This is a genomic window from Balneolaceae bacterium, assembly GCA_034521495.1.
Classification (GTDB): Bacteria; Bacteroidota; Rhodothermia; order Balneolales; family Balneolaceae; genus Rhodohalobacter.
The window spans coordinates 64,270-84,082 of sequence record JAXHMK010000009.1 but is presented as its reverse complement, the minus strand read 5'-3'; the positions used below and the strand labels follow the sequence as shown (position 1 = coordinate 84,082).

Annotated in this window: 16 protein-coding genes; 11 read left to right on the top strand and 5 right to left on the bottom strand. The window is 44.8% G+C overall.

The features are described from left to right. Positions 1–11: 11 nt before the first annotated feature. The gene (locus U5K72_05315) at positions 12–731 is read left to right on the top strand and encodes a hypothetical protein (protein ID MDZ7718223.1); all 720 of its coding nucleotides are present in this window, start codon (positions 12–14) and stop codon (positions 729–731) included. Between the two features lie 46 nt (positions 732–777). Then, the gene (locus U5K72_05310) at positions 778–1,164 is read left to right on the top strand and encodes a hypothetical protein (protein MDZ7718222.1); all 387 of its coding nucleotides are present in this window, start codon (positions 778–780) and stop codon (positions 1,162–1,164) included. 449 nt (positions 1,165–1,613) lie between these two features. Here the strand turns inward: U5K72_05310 and U5K72_05305 are convergent, their stop codons facing one another. From U5K72_05305 to ilvD, 5 genes are all read right to left on the bottom strand, one after another. Beyond that, positions 1,614–2,834, bottom strand: coding sequence for a HAMP domain-containing sensor histidine kinase (locus tag U5K72_05305; protein MDZ7718221.1), 1,221 nt, complete (start codon positions 2,832–2,834; stop codon positions 1,614–1,616). Beyond that, positions 2,831–3,880 (bottom strand): cobalamin-dependent protein, encoded by a 1,050-nt coding sequence (locus U5K72_05300; protein MDZ7718220.1) that lies wholly within the window; start codon positions 3,878–3,880, stop codon positions 2,831–2,833. Before U5K72_05300 ends, U5K72_05305 begins: the two co-directional genes overlap by 4 nt. A 430-nt stretch (positions 3,881–4,310) precedes the next feature. Further along, a complete protein-coding gene (locus U5K72_05295; GenBank protein ID MDZ7718219.1) occupies positions 4,311–5,363 on the bottom strand; it encodes a hypothetical protein in 1,053 nt (350 codons plus the stop codon). A 489-nt stretch (positions 5,364–5,852) separates the two neighbouring features. Beyond that, the gene (locus U5K72_05290; protein ID MDZ7718218.1) at positions 5,853–6,296 is read right to left on the bottom strand and encodes a DoxX family protein; all 444 of its coding nucleotides are present in this window, start codon (positions 6,294–6,296) and stop codon (positions 5,853–5,855) included. 486 nt (positions 6,297–6,782) lie between these two features. Next, positions 6,783–8,459 (bottom strand): dihydroxy-acid dehydratase, encoded by a 1,677-nt coding sequence (gene ilvD / locus U5K72_05285; protein MDZ7718217.1) that lies wholly within the window; start codon positions 8,457–8,459, stop codon positions 6,783–6,785. Between the two features lie 513 nt (positions 8,460–8,972). Here ilvD and ilvB point away from each other — a divergent pair. The 9 genes from ilvB to U5K72_05240 all read left to right on the top strand — a co-directional run bounded on the left by ilvB (position 8,973) and on the right by U5K72_05240 (position 19,799). Next, the gene (ilvB, locus tag U5K72_05280) at positions 8,973–10,760 is read left to right on the top strand and encodes a biosynthetic-type acetolactate synthase large subunit (protein MDZ7718216.1); all 1,788 of its coding nucleotides are present in this window, start codon (positions 8,973–8,975) and stop codon (positions 10,758–10,760) included. Beyond that, entirely contained in the window at positions 10,760–11,287 is a 528-nt protein-coding gene (gene ilvN, locus U5K72_05275; protein ID MDZ7718215.1) for an acetolactate synthase small subunit, read from the top strand. Before ilvB ends, ilvN begins: the two co-directional genes overlap by 1 nt. A 193-nt stretch (positions 11,288–11,480) precedes the next feature. Continuing rightward, a complete protein-coding gene (ilvC, locus tag U5K72_05270; GenBank protein MDZ7718214.1) occupies positions 11,481–12,476 on the top strand; it encodes a ketol-acid reductoisomerase in 996 nt (331 codons plus the stop codon). 154 nt (positions 12,477–12,630) lie between these two features. After that, positions 12,631–14,223: a citramalate synthase gene (gene cimA / locus U5K72_05265; protein ID MDZ7718213.1), complete on the top strand. Its 1,593-nt coding sequence runs from the start codon at positions 12,631–12,633 to the stop codon at positions 14,221–14,223. Positions 14,224–14,382: 159 nt separating this feature from the next. Next, positions 14,383–15,576, top strand: a complete 1,194-nt coding sequence (locus U5K72_05260; protein MDZ7718212.1) for a 2-isopropylmalate synthase — start codon at positions 14,383–14,385, stop codon at positions 15,574–15,576. A gap of 183 nt (positions 15,577–15,759) precedes the next feature. Then, positions 15,760–17,067, top strand: coding sequence for a 3-isopropylmalate dehydratase large subunit (locus tag U5K72_05255; protein ID MDZ7718211.1), 1,308 nt, complete (start codon positions 15,760–15,762; stop codon positions 17,065–17,067). Positions 17,068–17,256: 189 nt separating this feature from the next. Beyond that, positions 17,257–17,835, top strand: a complete 579-nt coding sequence (locus U5K72_05250; protein MDZ7718210.1) for a hypothetical protein — start codon at positions 17,257–17,259, stop codon at positions 17,833–17,835. Then, the gene (gene leuB, locus U5K72_05245; GenBank protein ID MDZ7718209.1) at positions 17,832–18,926 is read left to right on the top strand and encodes a 3-isopropylmalate dehydrogenase; all 1,095 of its coding nucleotides are present in this window, start codon (positions 17,832–17,834) and stop codon (positions 18,924–18,926) included. Before U5K72_05250 ends, leuB begins: the two co-directional genes overlap by 4 nt. A 537-nt stretch (positions 18,927–19,463) precedes the next feature. Then, positions 19,464–19,799, top strand: coding sequence for an arsenosugar biosynthesis-associated peroxidase-like protein (locus tag U5K72_05240; GenBank protein ID MDZ7718208.1), 336 nt, complete (start codon positions 19,464–19,466; stop codon positions 19,797–19,799). The last annotated feature ends 14 nt before the right edge of the window (positions 19,800–19,813 follow it).

Below are 19,813 nucleotides of genomic sequence, written 5' to 3'. Positions count from 1 at the left end.
ACGAATTAAATATGAATATCTCCAAAATTGAAAGTATTAATGAAGCATTTATCATAGAATCTACAGATCTGAATAGCATTGATAAATTGCTCAACGAATTACCTGGTAACTCCAGTTTCAGTATTGAAACAAGTGATGGGTTTAAAAGAGATTTTGAATCTATTGAAGGAGTTTTATCTCATGAAAATTCATCAAAAAATTCTATTCAAAAAATAACTATAAATAAATATTCTAATGACCCTTACTTACAATTAAACATTAGCTTTAAAATTAATAACTCTCATGGCATTTCATATTTTTTCAGTGCTGACGATGAAAATCTAATTCCAAAATTCCAAAGAGTAATTGATTTAATTGAAGGAACAGAAGCTTGGTATTCAAAGTGGACTAAAAGGAATTTTATTTTAGATTTAATTTTGGGAATTGGTCTTCTTTTTATACTCCTAAGCATTCTTCCAGCCTCTGGGATTATTCAGACTTCAAATGTCGAGGCAAGTACTCAAAATAAGGCTATAGTTAATTTAGTGATCATTGGAATAATAGCAGCTACTTTTTTAATTGGATTACTATTGAACAAAATTAGAACTAAAATTTTTCCTGCTGGAGTTTTTGCAATTGGACAAGGGATAAGAAGGCATCGAGATATAGTTTCTTCAAGAAAGTTCGTTCTTTGGGGTTTTGGCTTGTTTTTTAGCGCAGCAATTGGATACTTATTTTTTATCTTTTCTTAATCAAAGAAAACTTTTCATAGGTATTCACATTTTAAATGACTAAATCATGTTTAATAAACAATTCTATATTATTATTTCATCAGTATTTATGATACTTGCATCCATTTCGAAGTTAGCCGCCCAAAGTCCTGGTGAATACATTTGCGATAAATTGAATGGTGAAATCATAGAAAAAGTTGAAGGAAGAAGTTTTGTTGGTGATACTTATAAATGTGAAGTTGAGGAGCAGTGGGATATGATGATCATGAGTGAAATAAACTCAATGGTTTTGGAGGATGATTTCTTTGGAAGGGCTCGAGCTTGGCAAGAGACATTTGTGGATTCAGAAAATTACTCCCGCCGAAGTTTTGCCTTTAAATCCGATAACTCCTACATAGTTAATTTATATGTTCCCTTTGAAAAGAAAACCAATCATTTATTCATATCGCAATAAGTTGAATAAAAGAGGCTGTTCAAATACTGCTTAAGAAAATCTTTTATTCTATTGTCGTTTTATACTTTGGTTTGGCAATGGTTGCACCTGTAATCATGGTCTTTAATAGAGAAAGTGAGAATTGGTTTCACAACCTACTTTCTTTTTTCATTCTTCTCCTATCAATAGTAACCTTTTATACGATTGTAAATAATTTAAAAGATCCAATGGCTAAGTTTAAATAGGTTCGCGGCCAGTAATAAGTTGATAATTTATGTTCAATATTCTTTATTCATGACTTAAGTCGTAGAGATAAAGCCCACATCCAACCCCGGCATCTGTCCCTGAAATCGATCCCAGGAAAACCATCCAGTTGCCGTCGTCGCTCTATTGGCGGAGCGGGGATGTAAAAAGACATTCGGGGATTGCCGCGGTCGCAGGCTCCCTCGCAATGACAGAAAAAACCAAAATCACTCCTCTGTATCTGCCGGCAGCCTGACGTAAAACGTGGACCCTTTCCCCACTTCACTCTCAACCCAAATCTCGCCGCCGTGTGCCTCAACAATGCGGCGGGAAATGGCAAGCCCCAGGCCGGTACTCGTCTCTCCGGCCGTGGCTTTTACACTCAATTTGCTGAACGGTTTAAACAGTTTCTCCTGCTCTTGCTCCGGAATACCCTGTCCTTCATCCTCCACAGACAGGATGACCGAAGAATCATCATCCCTGCGAATTTGCACAGTAACATGGGTAGAGGCATGTGAGAATTTGATGGCATTTGTAATCAGGTTGTTTAATACCTGCTCCAATTTGTGAGCATCAGCTTTAATCTCAATATTTTCAGCAGGTTCTTTAAATTCCAGATAGATATCTTTCTTTTCGGCAAGCCTTCGGTTCATACTCACAGAGTGGTCCGCCAACTGCACCAAATCGATCAGATCCAGATCCAGTTTAATTTTACCGGACTCTATCCTGGAAATATCCAGCATATCTTCTATGATCGACAGCATAAACTGGCTGGATTTGTGTATCTGTTTCAAAAACTCTTTCTGCTCTTCCGAAAGATTCTGGTAATCTGCATCCTCTTCATCCAACATCAATTCACTGAGCGACATAATTGCGCTGAGCGGATTCCTGAGATCGTGAGACGCCATTCCCAGCATCTCATTTTTTAATTCATTCAGCTTTTGAAGCTCTGTCGTTTTCTTGGCAAGTTCCCGCTGAGCACTTGCCAGCTCGTTATTCAACTTACTGAGTTCCGTAAATAATTTCTTATCCGGGCTGCCATCTTTCTCCCGGCCTTTCAGGGAAGAATCTTTCAGGAGTGCCCGTAGTGAATTTAAATGCTCATTATTGATTTTCATCAACTCGTCGAGAAACTCATCATCATCTTTATGGGTTGTGCCGATGATAAATATCTCGTCATCCTTTTGGGCGCCGGAAAAGAACAATGTGTCGATGTCATATTGTTTATTCTCAAAGAAAAACTCCCAGTTATGAGCTGTATCATGTTCTTTAATAAATTCCAGGAAGTTCAGGGCCTTCTCAATACTTTCGGTGTCTACCAATGTGGTAAAAAGATTTCCTTCACCTTTCTCATCGAAGAAACCGCAGGTATCGCTCACGATATCTTTTACTTTGCCCTCTAAATTACATGTGAAAGCAACACCCAGCTTTTTATTCTCAGAGTTCATTCTGTTGAGGTTAACCTGTTTGCAATTTCAACGGCTTCATGGGCATTTTCGGCAAATCCGTCGGCACCGAATTTTTCCCAAAATCTATCATAAATCTTAAATGGCCTGCCGCCGATTAAAATCCTGACATCCCCACATTCAAGATTTTGCCTCACGGATTTTATCAACTCCTTTGCATTGCTTAAAAAATTGCTCATGGTAACCGATACGGCAAGCATGTCTGCTTCCCTGTTGATGATTTCGTCGATTACGTCTGCTGCAGGAGAATTGGCTCCCAGGTAAAAGGTATCCCAGCCCTCCATTTCAAAAAAGTCACTGACCATTCGAATGCCGATTTCATGCAAGTCGCCCCCGATTGTGGTAGCTACAATACTCTTACCAACCCGTTCCGTATTGAAGATGTGCGGATAGAGCTGAGACATGATAAGCTGGGTAGCGGCCGTACAGAAATGCTCCTGTGCAACACTGATCTCATTGACCTGCCAAAGCCTGCCAACTTCGTATTGGGTAGGTTGAAATACATACATGTAAATATCTTTGACGGATACGCCTTCCTCAACGGAATCCAGGATAAGGCGGCTGGCTGTTCTTCGGTCACCATCCATCAAGCTGTTGAAATATGAGACCGCCAAATTCCCAAGTTCATTCTCCTTCTTGATATAAGATTCGGTTTCACCATTTGTGATCGATTTCTCATCCATCACAGAGTGTAAAAATTCGATAGCCTGCTGTCTTGCCGCAATATCCAGAGAACTGCTCAATTCAGAATCGAAACGACTCAATATTTCATTAAAAGTCTTCTTGCTCATATTCCGGCTTTTCTGAACGGAGCGAGCCCAGGAGAGAAATTCGTGAAATAACTGTGGATTGGAATTGACTATAGCCTGGGTAAAATGCTGGTAGTAGAGATTCAGGTGGGCTTCCCAGTCAAAATTCTGCTTGCCGATTTCCACATCCGTTTTTTGATGCAGTTGATCTGCCATGCTTTGAACGATTCTATGTTGATTGCGTTCGAGCGTGTACTCCAAAGATTTTTCAGAATGCACAGATGTCATATTTTTTCTGAGCTTTACTATGGGTCGCAAAGCTTTAGTGACCTTTATAAAGATAAGCTTTTTTAACTTAAATACAGTGGTTCACAACAGCGGCCTGTTATATTATGGATCTCTTCAATATTCTCAATTTCTTATTCGATATTCGTTATTCACCCCTCAAATCATATAAATAAAGCCCACACCCAACCCCGGCATCACTTCCGGAAATCGAGCCTTGAAAAACCATCCAGTTGCCCTCGTCACTGATCACGCCGTTGCAGGTAGAATCCTAAAACAATCCCTCTGCGGTTCTCTGTGCACTCAGCGGTTTTATTGAACCGCAGTGAACGCTGAGAGACGCGGAGAAAAATATGGGAATTGCCGCGGTCGCAGAGTACCTCGCTATGAAAGCTAAAATTCAGATTAATTTGATCGTTATTCTTTATTCATGTCGTAAGTCATAGAGGTAAAGCCCACAGCCAACGCCGGCATCACTTCCTGAAATCGATCCCTGGAACACCATCCAATTGCCGTTATCGCTGATGACGCCATTGCTGGAGCGGAAGCCTTCGGTGTCGCTGAAGAAGGTGAGGCGTTCCATGTAGTCATCCAGATCATAAGAGTCGGTATTTATGGCGGCGTCACGGTCAATTTCCAGTTTGTAGAGGTCAATCGTGCCGGTGCCGCTGGTGGGGTTGTGCTGGTCGGATTCTACCAGTGTGTAGGTGGTCTCTGTGTCGGGAAAAATTCCCTCCGCCTCGTGGTAGAGATGGTCTGTCTTGGTGTGGTTTACAATGGTACGGGTCTCCAGGTCAATGCTCATAATATCGGCGCGAAAACCGTGCTCGTTCCGGTGATACTGGTTCCAGACCAACACATTCTCCTCGCCCGGCGCCCAATCCTGCGACTCGAGGATCTCTTCGTACCTGTTTCCGTCCGTATCCACCACCTTGCTGTTGTCCACCAGCAGTTGCTTGTTGGCAATATCGGGCTGACCGTTTTCATCATACACAATCTCGCCAAAATAGATCTCCTCCTGTTCGGGGAGCGTCCATGCAATCTTGTTGGTGGTTCGCGAGACGGCCGGGCCTTCATCAAAGTTCTCGCCTTCAATGGTTTGGGCGGGGAATTCGAGGCTTTCATCTAAAATCTGGAAATACAGCACATGACGTTCCGGTCCGTGGCCCAGAAGCAGATCGCCGTTCCAAAGTTCGAATACTCGGTAATAGCCGTGTCCCTCGGGGCGGGAATTTTCGTCGGTAATTTGGGTGGTCTCTTTCGTGTTCACATTCACCATAAACACCTCGCCGCCGGCCTTGTCCACAAAAAAGACCCGCTCCCCGTCGTGCGACCACTCACTCCGCTGTCCAAAATCGGTGAGCTGGGTAATATGATCCGGCAATAGATCCTCCGGGAAACATTCCTGCATCTCCTGTGCGTGAATGGTTGAAATGAACATCGTGGCAAATAAAACAGAAAGAATAGTTTTTTTCATGGCAGACATCGGGTTTGTTGGAGTTGGTTATGGGATTGTATAAAAATGTGGAGCTTATTTCCAGTCGGACCCACCCTAAATCCCTCCCTATCCCGACAAAAACCCGTCGGGACAAGGAGGGACTTTCAATAGCTCCCCTTCCTTGTTCCATTTTTTGCGGAATTGGGATGAGTCCAAAAATAATCCCTCTGCGACTCTCTGCGCACTCAGCGGTTTGATTGAACCGCAGTGAACGCTAAGGGACGCAGAGAGATACAAAAGGTGTATATATTTCCAGTGGCTATTTAGTTGTTCATCTTTATGTCTCGGAAATAGATTTCCGTCTTGGAGAGAGTATTCGTCCGTGATGACGCTAGCAGTTTCCCATGGTGCGTATCGAAGCAGGAGCCTTGGTTAAAAAGTATAACCCCTACATCGAAGGGTCATCATCTGTTAACCGGCTACGAACCACTCGCCGTCGGCGAGTACCGATATCCGTTGCTTCTGGATTCAGTACAAGATTGTTTGATCATATCGTTCGCCGTCTATCGAGATCGTCAGCCGCCGAACAGCCGGAAGTCGTCCAACATCACCATCAGGATCAGCACTAACACATGTGGGCCAGTGCAGTATCCCGGTCATCTGGAGAAACAATAAAAGTAATGTCAGCCTCATAAACTTTCCGGAGATCAGGCCGAGTCCAATCAGGGTTTCCCACGTTGCCAAGACCGGTATAAAAAGGTCAGGAGAGACAAAGTAAACGGTATTTCGGACAAGTTCTTCAGCTGGGCTCAGACCCGGGAAAAATTTCAATACTCCAAACCAAATAAATATAATTCCGAGCCCAATCCGAAGAACTGTAATTCCCGTACGTGCCATCCAGTTGGTGATTCTTCGGTCAATTCGGTCGAAATAGGTTGATACAATTCTGTCTTCAAAACTTTCCTTTGTCATCTTGATCCGGTCAGGTTTTATTGATGGTTTCTGTTTCAACAAAGCAATCAGGTATATCGTGCATTTTAGTCCGGTCTTTCCTGTCTGTCACTGGTTAAAAAACGCGCTATTACCGGCAGATGATCGCTGATGCGAATACCTCGTACCCCAGCTCGGGAAAATAATTCTCGCCAAGAATACGGAGATGGCAGTCACGAGTATAGGGTAGGGAACGTGGGATGAATTTAAGATCCGCTCAAGTATGCCTTTTTGTTGTAGAGGGTACTGGAAGCGGAGCTTCACATGATGCGTACCGAAGCAGGAGCTTCGGTACGAGTAAAAAACCTACCCTTCCTTGTGATCCGGTGTTTTTCCGGAGCATAGGGAAGGGGACTGAGGGGATGGGTCCAAAAAACGCTTGGGGATTGCCACACTACTCTCACTCCGTTCGATTCGTTCGCAATGACAATTCATTATTCAACATTCCCCATTCATCAATCAACAATTCTACAAATCGGTAACACATCCCTCAGACGCGGTCGAAACCAGTTTGGCATATTTATAGAGGGAACCGCTTTGTACTTTCAGTTCGGGTGCGGTCCAGTTTTTACGGCGTTGTTCAAGTTCTTCATCCGAGAGCTTGACATTCAGCGTGCGTTCGTCGGCATCTATTTCTATGATATCGTCGTTTTGAAGAAGTCCGATCGTTCCGCCGAGTTGCGCTTCGGGTGTGATGTGCCCAATCACAAAGCCGTGGGTTCCGCCGGAGAAGCGCCCGTCGGTAATCAGGGCCACCTCTTTGCCAAGGCCGGCTCCCATAATGGCCGCGGTGATGGAGAGCATTTCGCGCATGCCGGGTCCGCCTTTGGGACCTTCGTATCGAATCACAACAACATCGCCCTTTTTCACTTCGCCGCCTCGAATTCCCTGGAGGGCATCCTCTTCGGATTCAAACACCCGGGCGGTTCCTTTAAATGTGGTTCCCTCCTTCCCGGTGATCTTCGCCACGCTTCCTTCGGGCGAGAGATTTCCGTAGAGAATCTGAAGGTGGCCCGTTTTCTTCACAGGATCGGAGACCGGCTGAATCACGTTTTGCTCTTCCAGCAATCCGGGCAGATCGGCTACATTTTCTTCGAGTGTTTTGCCGGTCACGGTCATGCATCCTTCATGCAACAATCCCTCCTCAAACAGAAGTTTTTGAACCGCGGGAACACCCCCCACATTATAGAGGTCTTCCATTACATATTTTCCACTTGGTTTCAGATCAGCCAGGAAAGGAGTACGGTCACTGACTTTTTGGAAATCGTCAATTGTAAAATCAACCTTGGCTGCGCGGGCAATTGCCAGCATATGCATCACCGCATTGGTTGATCCGCCCAGTGCAATAATCATGGTCACTGCATTTTCAATCGATTTTGTATTGATGATATCGAGCGGTTTCAGGTCTTTTTCGAGCAGAGTTCGGATCGCCTTACCCGCGCGTTTACATTCGTTGATCTTCTCCTGGTGTGTGGCCGGGATGGATGAACTAAACGGGAGGCTCATCCCCATTGTCTCAATTGCGGAGGCCATCGTATTGGCCGTGTACATTCCGCCGCAGGCTCCCGCTCCGGGACAAGCGTGCTTCAATACCTGGTGCATCTGATCTTCATCAATCTCATTTGAAAGCAGTTGTCCGTAAGATTCAAACGCTGAGACAATATCCAGTTTCTCTCCATTCAGATTTCCGGGACGGATCGTTCCGCCGTACACCATAATAGAGGGACGATTTACGCGAGCCATCGCCATGATGGAGCCGGGCATGTTTTTATCACACCCCACAACAGAGATATTGGCATCATACCACTGGGCATTCATCACCGTTTCAATGGAATCCGCAATAATATCCCGCGATGGCAATGAAAATTTCATCCCCTGGGTTCCCATGGAGATTCCGTCACTCACTCCAATGGAATGAAACACGAAACCAACCAGGTCGTTTTCCCACACATTTTCTTTAATCACAGAGGCCAAACCGTTCAAATGCATGTTGCATGGATTGCCGTCCCAGCCGGTACTTGCGATTCCGACCTGAGCCTTTTTCATGTCTTCCTCGCTCAACCCGGTGGCATAAAGCATCGCTTTTGAGCCGACCTGAGACTGTTCTTCGGTTAATCTGGAGCTGTATTTGTTGAGTTTCGTCATAAATTTAAAAAGGTTCTTAGTTATTGAAATTCAATATGTTAGACATCCAAAACAATTTTACTGGAAGCGCTTTTGATAAAATCAATCTTTGAATAATAAAATTGTCTAAACAAACTATAAAAATTTCTTGCTTCCATTCATGCCTTTGTCTATGTTTTTGAATGCGATGTTGAAATAACAGATTACAAATTGTCTACCGCAATCACACATACTTTTTCTAAAAATTTTCCGCACTACCCGGCTACCGGGATTGGCACAGCTTCTTTATTGAACGTGATTGCTGTATTTATCGCGATCTCTATCAGTAATATACAAGCTTCAGCATCTACTCTTTCTCTCTCTTTTGATAGAATTACCAGCAATCTTATTCCGCTGTTAGTCCTATCTATTCTAATTTCTGGCATTCTAAACCTAATTCTAATTATTAGTTAATCACACCTACCAGAGGTTAGAAGCGAATATGATTTTACAAAACTTTGACCTCTGGCGGGCAATATATATCCGCGAGACAATATGAAACCATCCGAATCAAGTTCACCGGCAAATAAACTTCAACAGAAAAAACCCCTCCAGTCTATTAAGCATTCTGAAGAGGAAGATTCTGCTCCAAAGTTCAACGGAGCCGAGATCCTCATCAAAACATTAGCAGATCTTGACGTGGATACCATCTTTGGTTATCCCGGCGGGGCCAACCTTCCAATCTATGATGTGCTTTTTGATGAGCACGACCTGGACCACGTTCTGATTCGGCACGAACAGGCAGGCGCTCATGCGGCCGACGGCTACTCCCGGGCTACAGGAAAACCAGGGGTTGTGCTGGTAACATCAGGACCGGGCGGAACCAATACGGTAACCGGAATCGCCACAGCCATGATGGATTCCATTCCGCTGGTTGTTTTAACAGGTCAGGTTCCAACAAGTGTGATTGGCAACGATGCTTTCCAGGAAGCGGATATCGTGGGAATTACACGGCCCATCACCAAGCAGAATTACCTGGTTCGTGATGTTAATGAACTTGAAAATGTAGTTCGCGAAGCATTTCATATTGCAACAAACGGACGGCCGGGACCGGTTTTGGTTGATCTTCCTAAAGATATGCTGAACACGGCGGCCCGGTACTCAGGAATGAAGAAAGTAGATATACCGAGTTTCAAACCCACCCTTCACGGGCATCAGCCTCAGATTGCAAAAGCGGCCGAGATGATCAGTAAAGCGGAACGGCCCTTGATGTATGTGGGCGGCGGTGCCATTTTGGGCAATGCGTGGGAAGAGGTAACCGAATTTGCCGAGAAATTGAACATCCCGATCACAACTACTTTGATGGGACTCGGTGCATTTCCCGAAAGCAAACCGCAATCGGTGGGAATGCTGGGAATGCACGGAACCTGGTATGCCAATATGGCAATTACCGAATGTGATGTATTGCTTGCCGTTGGAGCCCGGTTTGATGATCGCGTGACCGGCCGTTTAAACGGATTCTCTCAGAAATCCCGAAAAATACATATTGATATCGATCCCTCCTGCATCGGCAAAAATGTGGAATGTGAAGTTCCGATTGTGGGAGATGTGAAGAATGTACTTCCCGCTATCGGTAAACTGGCTAAAAAGCCAAAAATAGATGCCTGGTGGGATACCATTAACGATTGGAAAAAAGAGCATCCGTTGAAGGTGCCGAAATCTGACGATGCGATCTACCCGCAGCATATGATTAAAGCGATCTCTGATGCAACGAATGGAGATGCGATTGTGGTGACCGATGTGGGTCAGCACCAGATGTGGGCAGCTCAGCATTATACGTTTAACAATCCTCGGTCGTGGATCTCATCCGGCGGACTCGGAACAATGGGATACGGATTTCCCGCAGCAATGGGAGCCGCAATGGCTTGTCCCGATCGCGATGTGGTATGTATTACGGGCGATGGCGGATTCCAGATGCTCTCTTGTGAATTGGCAACCGCTGTGGAATACAAGATTCCGGTAAAGATTGCCCTGATGAATAATGAATGTCTCGGCATGGTTCGCCAGTGGCAGCAACTCTTTTATGATAACCGAACCAGTTATTCTGTATTTGGAAGTAATAATCCTGATTTTGTGAAACTGGCTGAAGCCTACGGAGCAACAGCAATGCGTGCATCCAATCCGAAGGAAATGAATGAAGTACTTGAGAAAGCGATGCAAATTAAAGACGGCCCGGTACTTATGGACTTTCGAGTCGTAAAAACGGAAAACTGCTACCCGATGGTACCCTCCGGTGCAGCTCTCGATGAAATGGTTGAACGTGATGAAGACGTGAAAAAATAATGGCAACAACTACAGTTTTGAAAAAAGATTCCAGGCACACGCTTACCGTATTGGTAAAGCACAATTTGAATACATTCTCCCGTATAATCGGGATTTTCAGCGGAAAAGGGTTTGAACTGGACAGTGTTACATTTGCATCGGAGGCTGAACCCGGAATGGCACGAATTACCATCACCACATATGGCGATGAAAAGACCGTAGAACAGATCAACAAACATCTTCACAATGTGATTGATGTACGGAAGGTGACCGATTTAACACATAAAAAATGTATCGAACGCGAACTGGCAATTATAAAAGTGTCAACCGCAAAAGCCGGACGATCTGAAATCATGCTGATTGCCCAGGCTTTCGAGGCCAAAGTGATCGATATCACGAATGATAAGCTGGCACTTGAAGTGACCGGAAATACCGACAAAGTAGATGCGATTATCCAGGTATTGAAACCATATGGAATCACTGAAATGTCGCGAACCGGAAGCGTAGCCCTGAAACGAGAATTCCAGGGAACTGTGAGTTTTAATTAATGATCCTCCCCTCCTTGTGCCGACCGCTTTTTGGTCGGGATAGGGAGGGGTTGGGGGTGGGTCAGATGCTCAATACCGAGTGAACACACCCCTCGTCATACTGCTAAACGCAGTCTGACTTTTCCCCTCTCAAGAGGGGAGGTTTCAAACAAATTTTTAAATAAACATAACGAACCAAACAAGAATCGATTCAATGAAAGTGAAAACATATTATAACGGAGATGCCGACCTCGATGTCCTTAATGATAAAACCGTAGCGGTTATTGGTTACGGAAGCCAGGGGCATGCTCACGCGCTGAACCTGCACGAAAGCGGGGTAAATGTAATTGTGGGCCTCCGTGAAGACAGCTCTTCCTGGAATGATGCCGAGGAAGCGGGACTAAAAGTGTACGAAACCTCAGAAGCAGCCGCCAAAGGCGATCTTGTGATGATATTGATCCCTGACCAGTTTCAGAAATCAGTATATGAAGAGAGCATCGAACCCAATCTTGAAGAGGGAAATGCACTTTTATTTGCGCACGGATTCAATATTCACTTTGATCAGATCGTTCCTCCAGAGAATGTAGATGTATTTATGGTGGCTCCAAAAGGACCCGGGCACCTCGTTCGACGAGTCTTTACTGAAGGATCAGGCGTACCGTGCTTGTTTGCCATTTTCCAGGATGCCAGCGGAACTGCAAAAGATACCGCACTTGCTTATGCAAAAGGAATTGGCGGAACACGGGCCGGTGTTCTCGAAACCACCTTCAAAGAGGAAACAGAAACCGACCTGTTTGGTGAACAAGCTGTACTTTGCGGTGGCGCATCCGAACTGGTAGCAACCGGATTTGAAGTATTGGTTGAAGCCGGATATCAGCCCGAAATTGCTTATTTTGAATGTCTGCACGAATTGAAACTGATTGTAGACCTGATGTACGAAGGCGGTATCGCCGGGATGTACTACTCAGTAAGTGATACAGCTGAGTATGGTGGATTTTCACGCGGAACCCGCGTAATTGATAAAGACACCAAAAAGCGAATGAAGAATATTCTTGAAGAAGTCCAAAATGGCGATTTTGCCCAGGAATGGATCGACGAAAACAAAGAAGGTCTTCCAAATCTCAAGAAGATGAGAAAAGACCTCAGCGAACATCAAATTGAAAAAGTAGGAAAAGAACTCCGCTCCATGATGGACTGGATAGAGGAGTAAAAAGAAAATCTCCCCTTGAGGGGAGTCCCCCGACACTTCGGGGGGAGGGGTGTTTGTAGCTCAATACTACGAGTCATCCCCCTGAATCAACCTTGTTGATTCTTCCCCCTTCAAAGGGGGAATTTAAAGCAGTAAATTTCAAACAGAAACATATATGTCAAAGTCAATCCAAATATTTGATACAACTCTCCGGGACGGTACCCAGGGTGAGAAAGTCTCATTTTCGGCCGAGGATAAGCTTCGAATTGCCATTCGGCTCGACGAATTTGGTATCGACTATATTGAAGGCGGCTGGCCCGGCTCCAACCCGAAAGACATGGCTTTCTTTGATAAGGCGAAAACCCACGAGTTTTCACATTCAAAAATTGTGGCTTTTGGAAGTACCTGCCGTGCTGGAAACAAGCCTGAGGAAGATCCGAACTTAAAAGCATTGATTGCGGCCGAAACTCCCGCTGTTTCTCTGTTTGGAAAATCGTGGTTGCTTCATGTAAGAGAAGCGTTGAAAATCACCCCGGAAGAAAATCTCGAGTTGATCTCTGGTTCCATCGAGTTTTTAAAAGGCAACGGCAAAGAGTTGATTTATGATGCTGAGCACTTTTTTGATGGATATAAAGACAGCCGCGAGTATGCAATAAAAACGTTGCGCACGGCGGAAGCTGCCGGTGCGGATGTTATTGTTCTGTGCGATACAAACGGCGGAACCCTGACTCACGAAATCACCAAAATTGTAGAAGACGTTCGAAATTCTATCGGCGCACCTATCGGTATTCATTCTCACAACGATTGTGAACTTGGTGTTGCCAATGCAGTTGCAGCGGTTGAAGCCGGTGCGATGCATGTACAGGGAACCATCAACGGATATGGCGAACGATGCGGAAATGCAAACCTCTGTTCCGTCATTCCAAACTTGCAGTTGAAATTAGGATACTCATGCATTCCTGAAGAACAGATGAAACACTTGTCAACCCTCTCGAAATATGTGAGTGAGTTGGCCAACCTGATCCCCGACAATAAACAGCCATACGTCGGGAAGAGTGCATTTGCCCACAAAGGCGGAATCCATGTCAGTGCCGTCATGAAAAACGAACAGACCTATGAACATGTAAAACCCGAATTGATTGGAAACAGTCGTCGGGTTTTGTTGTCTGAGCTCTCTGGTAAAAGCAATATATCATACAAATCTGATGAACTCGGGTTCGATTTTGACAAGACCTCAAAAGAAGGCGCCGAAATTATCAGCGAGTTGAAACGACTTGAAAATGAGGGGTACCAGTTTGAAGCAGCCGAGGCATCGTTCGAATTATTAGTGAAGCAAAAAACCAACAAAACTCCTGAATTTTTCCACCTGGAAGGATTCCGTGTGATTATGGAGCGCAATGCCCGGGGCGAATCACGAGCTGAAGCAACGATAAAAGTTCGCGTAAATGATCAGATTGAACTTTGTGCAGCCGAAGGAAACGGTCCTGTGAATGCACTGGATGCGGCTCTTCGAAAAGCACTTTGCGAATTTTATCCCGAAATTTCCACGGTTCAGCTTCAAGACTATAAAGTTCGTGTACTGAATGAAAAAGATGGAACGGGTGCTAAAGTTCGTGTACTCATTGATTCAGCACAGGATGGTTCAAGCTGGGGTACTGTTGGGGTATCCGAAAATATTATTGATGCAAGCTGGAAGGCACTCTCAGAAGGAATTATCTACTTTTTGATGAACAGAAACAGTAAACCAAAACAGAAAACAGAGTATTGAATCTCCCCTTGAGGGGAGTACGGCATAGCCGGGAGGGGTGTTCGATTCGATGGCAGAGATCGCCAAATTTACATCCCCCCAGACTAACCGCTAAACGCGCTTAGTCATCCCCCCTTCAAAGGGGGAGTTTTAACAACAATCATAAGAACAGTCAAAATCATGGACAATCACATTACCATCTTTGATACAACCCTTCGAGACGGCGAACAGTCGCCGGGATATAGCATGAACAAGCCCGAAAAGCTTCGTCTTGCTCTACAGCTCGAAAAGCTGGGTGTTGATGTGATTGAGGCCGGCTTCCCAATCGCATCAGACGGTGATTACGAAACCGTGAAAGAGATTGGAAAGACCATCAAAAAAAGTACGGTGGCTGCTCTTTGCAGAACCCGACAGGTAGATTTAGAACGGGCGGTTTCCTCTCTCGAACACGCAGCAAAACCACGGATTCACACATTTATCGCAACAAGCGACATTCACCTGCAGCATAAGCTTCATTTGAGCCGCGAGGAGGTTCTGGAGTCTGCCGTTAATGCCGTGAAGTTTTCGAAATCATATTATGATGATATTGAATTCTCGGCAGAGGATGCATCAAGAAGCGATCCTGAATTCCTGATTGAAATTTTCACGGCCGTCATTGAAGCCGGTGCCACCACCATTAATATACCCGATACAGTTGGATATGGCCTTCCCTGGGAATATGCCGATCTGATCAAAACATTGCATGATAACATTCCGAATATCGACCAGGCTACCATCAGCGTGCATTGCCACAACGATTTGGGATTAGCTGTTGCAAATTCACTGATGGCTGTTCGAAACGGAGCCCGACAGATTGAATGTACCGTCAATGGAATTGGTGAGCGGGCCGGTAACGCATCTTTAGAAGAAGTTGTAATGGCGATTGAAACCCGTAAAAATAACATGAACTATACAACAGGAATCAACACGCGGGAAATCTATCCGTCCAGCCAGTTGCTTTCACAGATCACCGGCAAAGGTGTTCAGCCCAACAAGGCAATTGTAGGTGATAATGCGTTTGCGCACGAAGCAGGAATACATCAGCATGGTGTCCTGAAGAATCCCTTGACGTATGAAATTATGACGCCTGATTCTGTTGGGTTAACCTCAAATAAAATTGTAATCGGAAAGCACTCCGGCCGTTTTGCCCTCGGCAAAAAACTGGAAGAACTTGGGTATCACCTCAGCAAAGAAGATCTGAATAAAGTGTACATCATGGTCACTAAACTGGCGGATGAACAGAAAGTGGTGAGTGATGAAGATCTGATTGAATTGATGGCAAACACAAAATATACAAAACAAACACCCGATCAGTCGGTAGCGGCTGAAGGGTAATAAATCTCCCCTCTTGAGAGGGGACAGATAGCGTAGCGTTTAGCGAAGCTATCAGGGGTGTGTTCTCATAGCTGTTACGCTACGAGTCATCCCCCTAATCAACTTTGTTGATTCTTCCCCCTTCGAAGGGGAATTCTAACTTTTTAATTATTAACACTAAAGAACAACTCCTGAATTATGGGAATGACGCTTACAGAAAAAATCATCGCCAATCACAGTGGAAGAGATCATGTCTCTCCGGGCGAAAGTGTATGGGTGGACGTTGATGTCCTGATGACCCACGACGTCTGCGGACCGCCGGCAATTGGAATTTTTAATAAAGAATTTGGTGAAAATGCCCGGGTCTGGGATAAAGAGAAACTCGTAATACTCCCCGACCATTACATTTTTACCAGTGATAAATATGCTAACCGAAATGTGGACATTCTTCGCGCTTTTGCTGCGGACCAGGATCTGCCCTATTTCTATGATGTAGGATCTGAACGGTACAAGGGTGTTTGCCACGTAGCTCTTCCCGAAGAAGGTTTTACGCGGCCTGGAGAAGTTCTTTTTGGAACTGATTCTCATACCTGTACGGCCGGAGCTTTTGGCCAGTTTGCAACCGGTATCGGAAATACGGATGCAGCATTTATTATGGGAACCGGAAAGCTTTGGGTAAAAGTGCCCGAAACGATGCGTTTTGTATTTGAAGGAACATCTCTTCCGCCCTATTTGATGGCCAAAGATGTTATCCTGAAAATTATCGGTGATATTGGAACAGATGGAGCCACCTACCGGGCGATGGAATTTGCCGGACCGGGTATCAAAGCTCTCACCATGGAAGACCGAATGACCCTGACCAACATGGCGATTGAAGCCGGTGGAAAAAATGGTGTTGTTGAACCGGATGAAATCACAGAAGAGTATGTGAAATCCAGAACGGATCAACCATACGAATGTGTGTACAGTGATCCGGATGCGGAGTATTTCAGCGAACATTTTTACAACCTGGAAGAGATTGTTCCGATGGTTGCAAAACCACACAGTCCGGATAACAAAGCAACGGCTGAAGAGGTTGAAGGCACTCCACTCGACAGGGCCTATATTGGTTCTTGTACCGGTGGAAAATTATCTGACTTTAAAGCTGCTGCAGAGATTATTCGCGGCAACGAATTGAAAATTGATACTTACATTGTTCCAGCCACAACAGAAATTGCTAAAGGCCTGGAAACTGAAACGCTGTTTGGAACTCCGCTCATTGAAATCTTCAAAGAAGCGGGTTGTAAGATCGGAAACGCCTCATGTGCAGCATGTTTGGGCGGGCCATCTGATACATTCGGCCGACTTCAAGACACAGAAGTTTGTATCTCATCCACCAACCGGAATTACCCCGGCCGAATGGGATCCAAACAGTCATCTGTCTATCTCGCATCGCCATATACCGTTGCTGCATCAGCAGTTACAGGTGTGATTACTGATCCTCGGGTATTTATCCAGGAAACAGTTATATAGATGTGAGTCTTGAGATTTGAGACATGAGATTCTAAAATCTCCCCTTGAGGGGAGTATCGCCTTTAGGCGGGGAGGGGTGTTCACTGTATGACGTTTGAACATCCCCCCAGAGCAAACGCTCAACGCGTTTGCCCATCCCCCCTTCGAAGGGGGATTAATTATAAACAGAAAAAATATTTACTCAATAAAATGAGCAACGAATCACAGCAACCGATCAAAGGAAAAGCCTTTGTTTTGGGAAAGAATATAGATACCGACCAGATTATACCGGCTGCACATCTTGTGTACAGTTTGGATGATCCGGAAGAACGAAAATTATACGGAAAATATGCACTCTCCGGTGTTCCCCTTGAAGAATCAGGATTGCCAGAGGGAAATATTCCGCTTACCAAAGGAGAAGAAACGGAAAGTGAATTCAAAATAATTGTAGCAAGTGATAATTTTGGATGTGGTTCATCACGTGAACACGCACCGGCATCTCTTGAAATTGCAGGAATTGAAGCGATCATTTCTCCATCTTTTGCACGCATATTTTATCGAAACTCTGTTGACGGTGGCTTCTTGATCCCCTTCGAGAGCTTAAAGGACCTCAGCAAAGAAGTTCACACAGGAGATGAATTGGAGATTGATCAAGAGAATCATGAACTGATCAATCATACCCAAAACAAGACATATAAAATCAAACCTTTGGGCAGCGTGGCCGACATTGTTCACGCCGGCGGAATCTTTGAGTATGCCCGACAAAACGGAATGATAGAAAAAGCATGAAAGAAGTAAGTATTGTTGCACTTCCCGGAGATGGAATCGGACCAGAAGTTACAGAAGTTGCGCTGCGAGTTTTAAACACCGTTTGCGAACAACACGATATCAAACTGAATGTTACAAAACACCCGTTTGGCGGAACCTGCTATGATGAACACGGTGAGCCGGTAACGGATGAAATTTTAGAAACCTGTAAAAAGCATAAAGTTGTGCTTCTGGGTGCTGTTGGCGGCCCGAAATGGGATGACCTCAGCGCCAGCATGCGCCCGGAAGCTGCTTTATTGAAACTCCGGAAAGAACTGGGAGTTTATGCAAATTTGCGGCCCATTTTTGTCCACTCTGCGCTGGCTAATTCATCAACTCTCAAAAAAGAGGTGATTGAAGGAACGGATATTCTCATCGTTCGTGAATTGACCGGCGGCGTCTATTTTGGTCAGCCTCGATTCACGAAAGAGATTGATGGCGACCTCACCTCTGTTGATACCATGAAATACAGCCGTTCCGAAGTTCGGCGGGTAGCCAGGATTGCATTTGAAGCAGCGAAACTTCGTGGTAAAAGAGTCTGCTCTGTAGATAAAATGAATGTGTTGGAAAGCTCACGATTGTGGAGAAAAGCAGTGCTTGAGGTTGCTGAAGACTATCCGGATGTAGAACTAAGCCATATGCTGGTGGATAATGCCGCCATGCAGCTCATCCGAAATCCAAAACAGTTTGATGTAATTGTAACCGGAAATCTTTTCGGAGATATTTTAAGTGATGAAGCTTCCATGCTTACAGGATCTATTGGGATGCTGCCGTCTGCAAGTTTAGGGGGCGAAAACGGATTATATGAGCCGGTTCACGGGTCTGCTCCTGATATTGCCGGCCAGGGTGTTGCTAATCCATTGGCAGCTGTTGCATCTGCGGCACTGTTGTGCAGGCATTCACTTGAGCTCGAAACAGCTGCAAAGAGAATTGAAGCTGCCATTCTGAAACTATTAGATGATGGGTATCGACCCGCTGATCTTTACAATGAAGAACCGGGAACCACACTCGTTAATACCCAGGAAGTTTCAGATCAACTGATTGCCTCTCTCGAAGAGACAGAAAAAGCATAGTGGATTTTGAAATACTGAACACATTTCAACTTTCCCAATTGGTTTTAATGTTCTAAATCATTCGAGTAAATACCAAGATCCATGTAGTATGCAGGCAGAGATGATCTCTTTGATCAATGAGATCCCTCCATGCGTTCGCTCCGCTCTCTTGGTCGGGATGACACGGCAAAGTTGAGGAAGCGGCGGGCATAAAAGATTGTATTTGAAAAAAACATCGCGTATTGCCCGCCGCCGATACCCACCACTTACCCTGTCATCCCGACCGGAAATCCGTGCTTTTTGGGTTGCAGTGGAGGGATCTTCAGAAAACTATCAATAAATATCTGACCTGATTTTCTCCTCTTTTTATCCTTTTGTGATATAATTCCAGCCCGCCTTTGCTATGATTCATTTTTACAAAGAATGAATCAAACGATTTTTACCTTATACTTTTAAGCATCACTGCGAATGATTCTGAATCTGATGGGCAATTTTTACCATCTGATTCAGTGAATATTTCGTATTCATTTACAGAACTCAAATCAAAAAGAAAGCAACATGGATAAGAAATACTACGACCCCGAAGATCTTAAAAAATTTGGCGATGTCACTGAATTTCAAAAAGAGTTAGGCGATAAATTCTTCGAGTACTATGGTTCTGTTTTTGAGGAAGGCGCTCTTACGAAGCGCGAAAAAGCATTAATTGCACTTGCTGTTGCTCACGTTATCCAATGCCCCTACTGTATCGATGCCTACACAGATGAGACACTCCAAGAGGGCTGCTCGGAAGAACAGATGATGGAAGCTGTTCATGTTGCCACTGCAATCCGGGGAGGTGCATCTCTCGTTCACGGCGTACAGATGATGAACAAAGTTAAAAAGTTATCGATGTAAGATATTAAGATCTG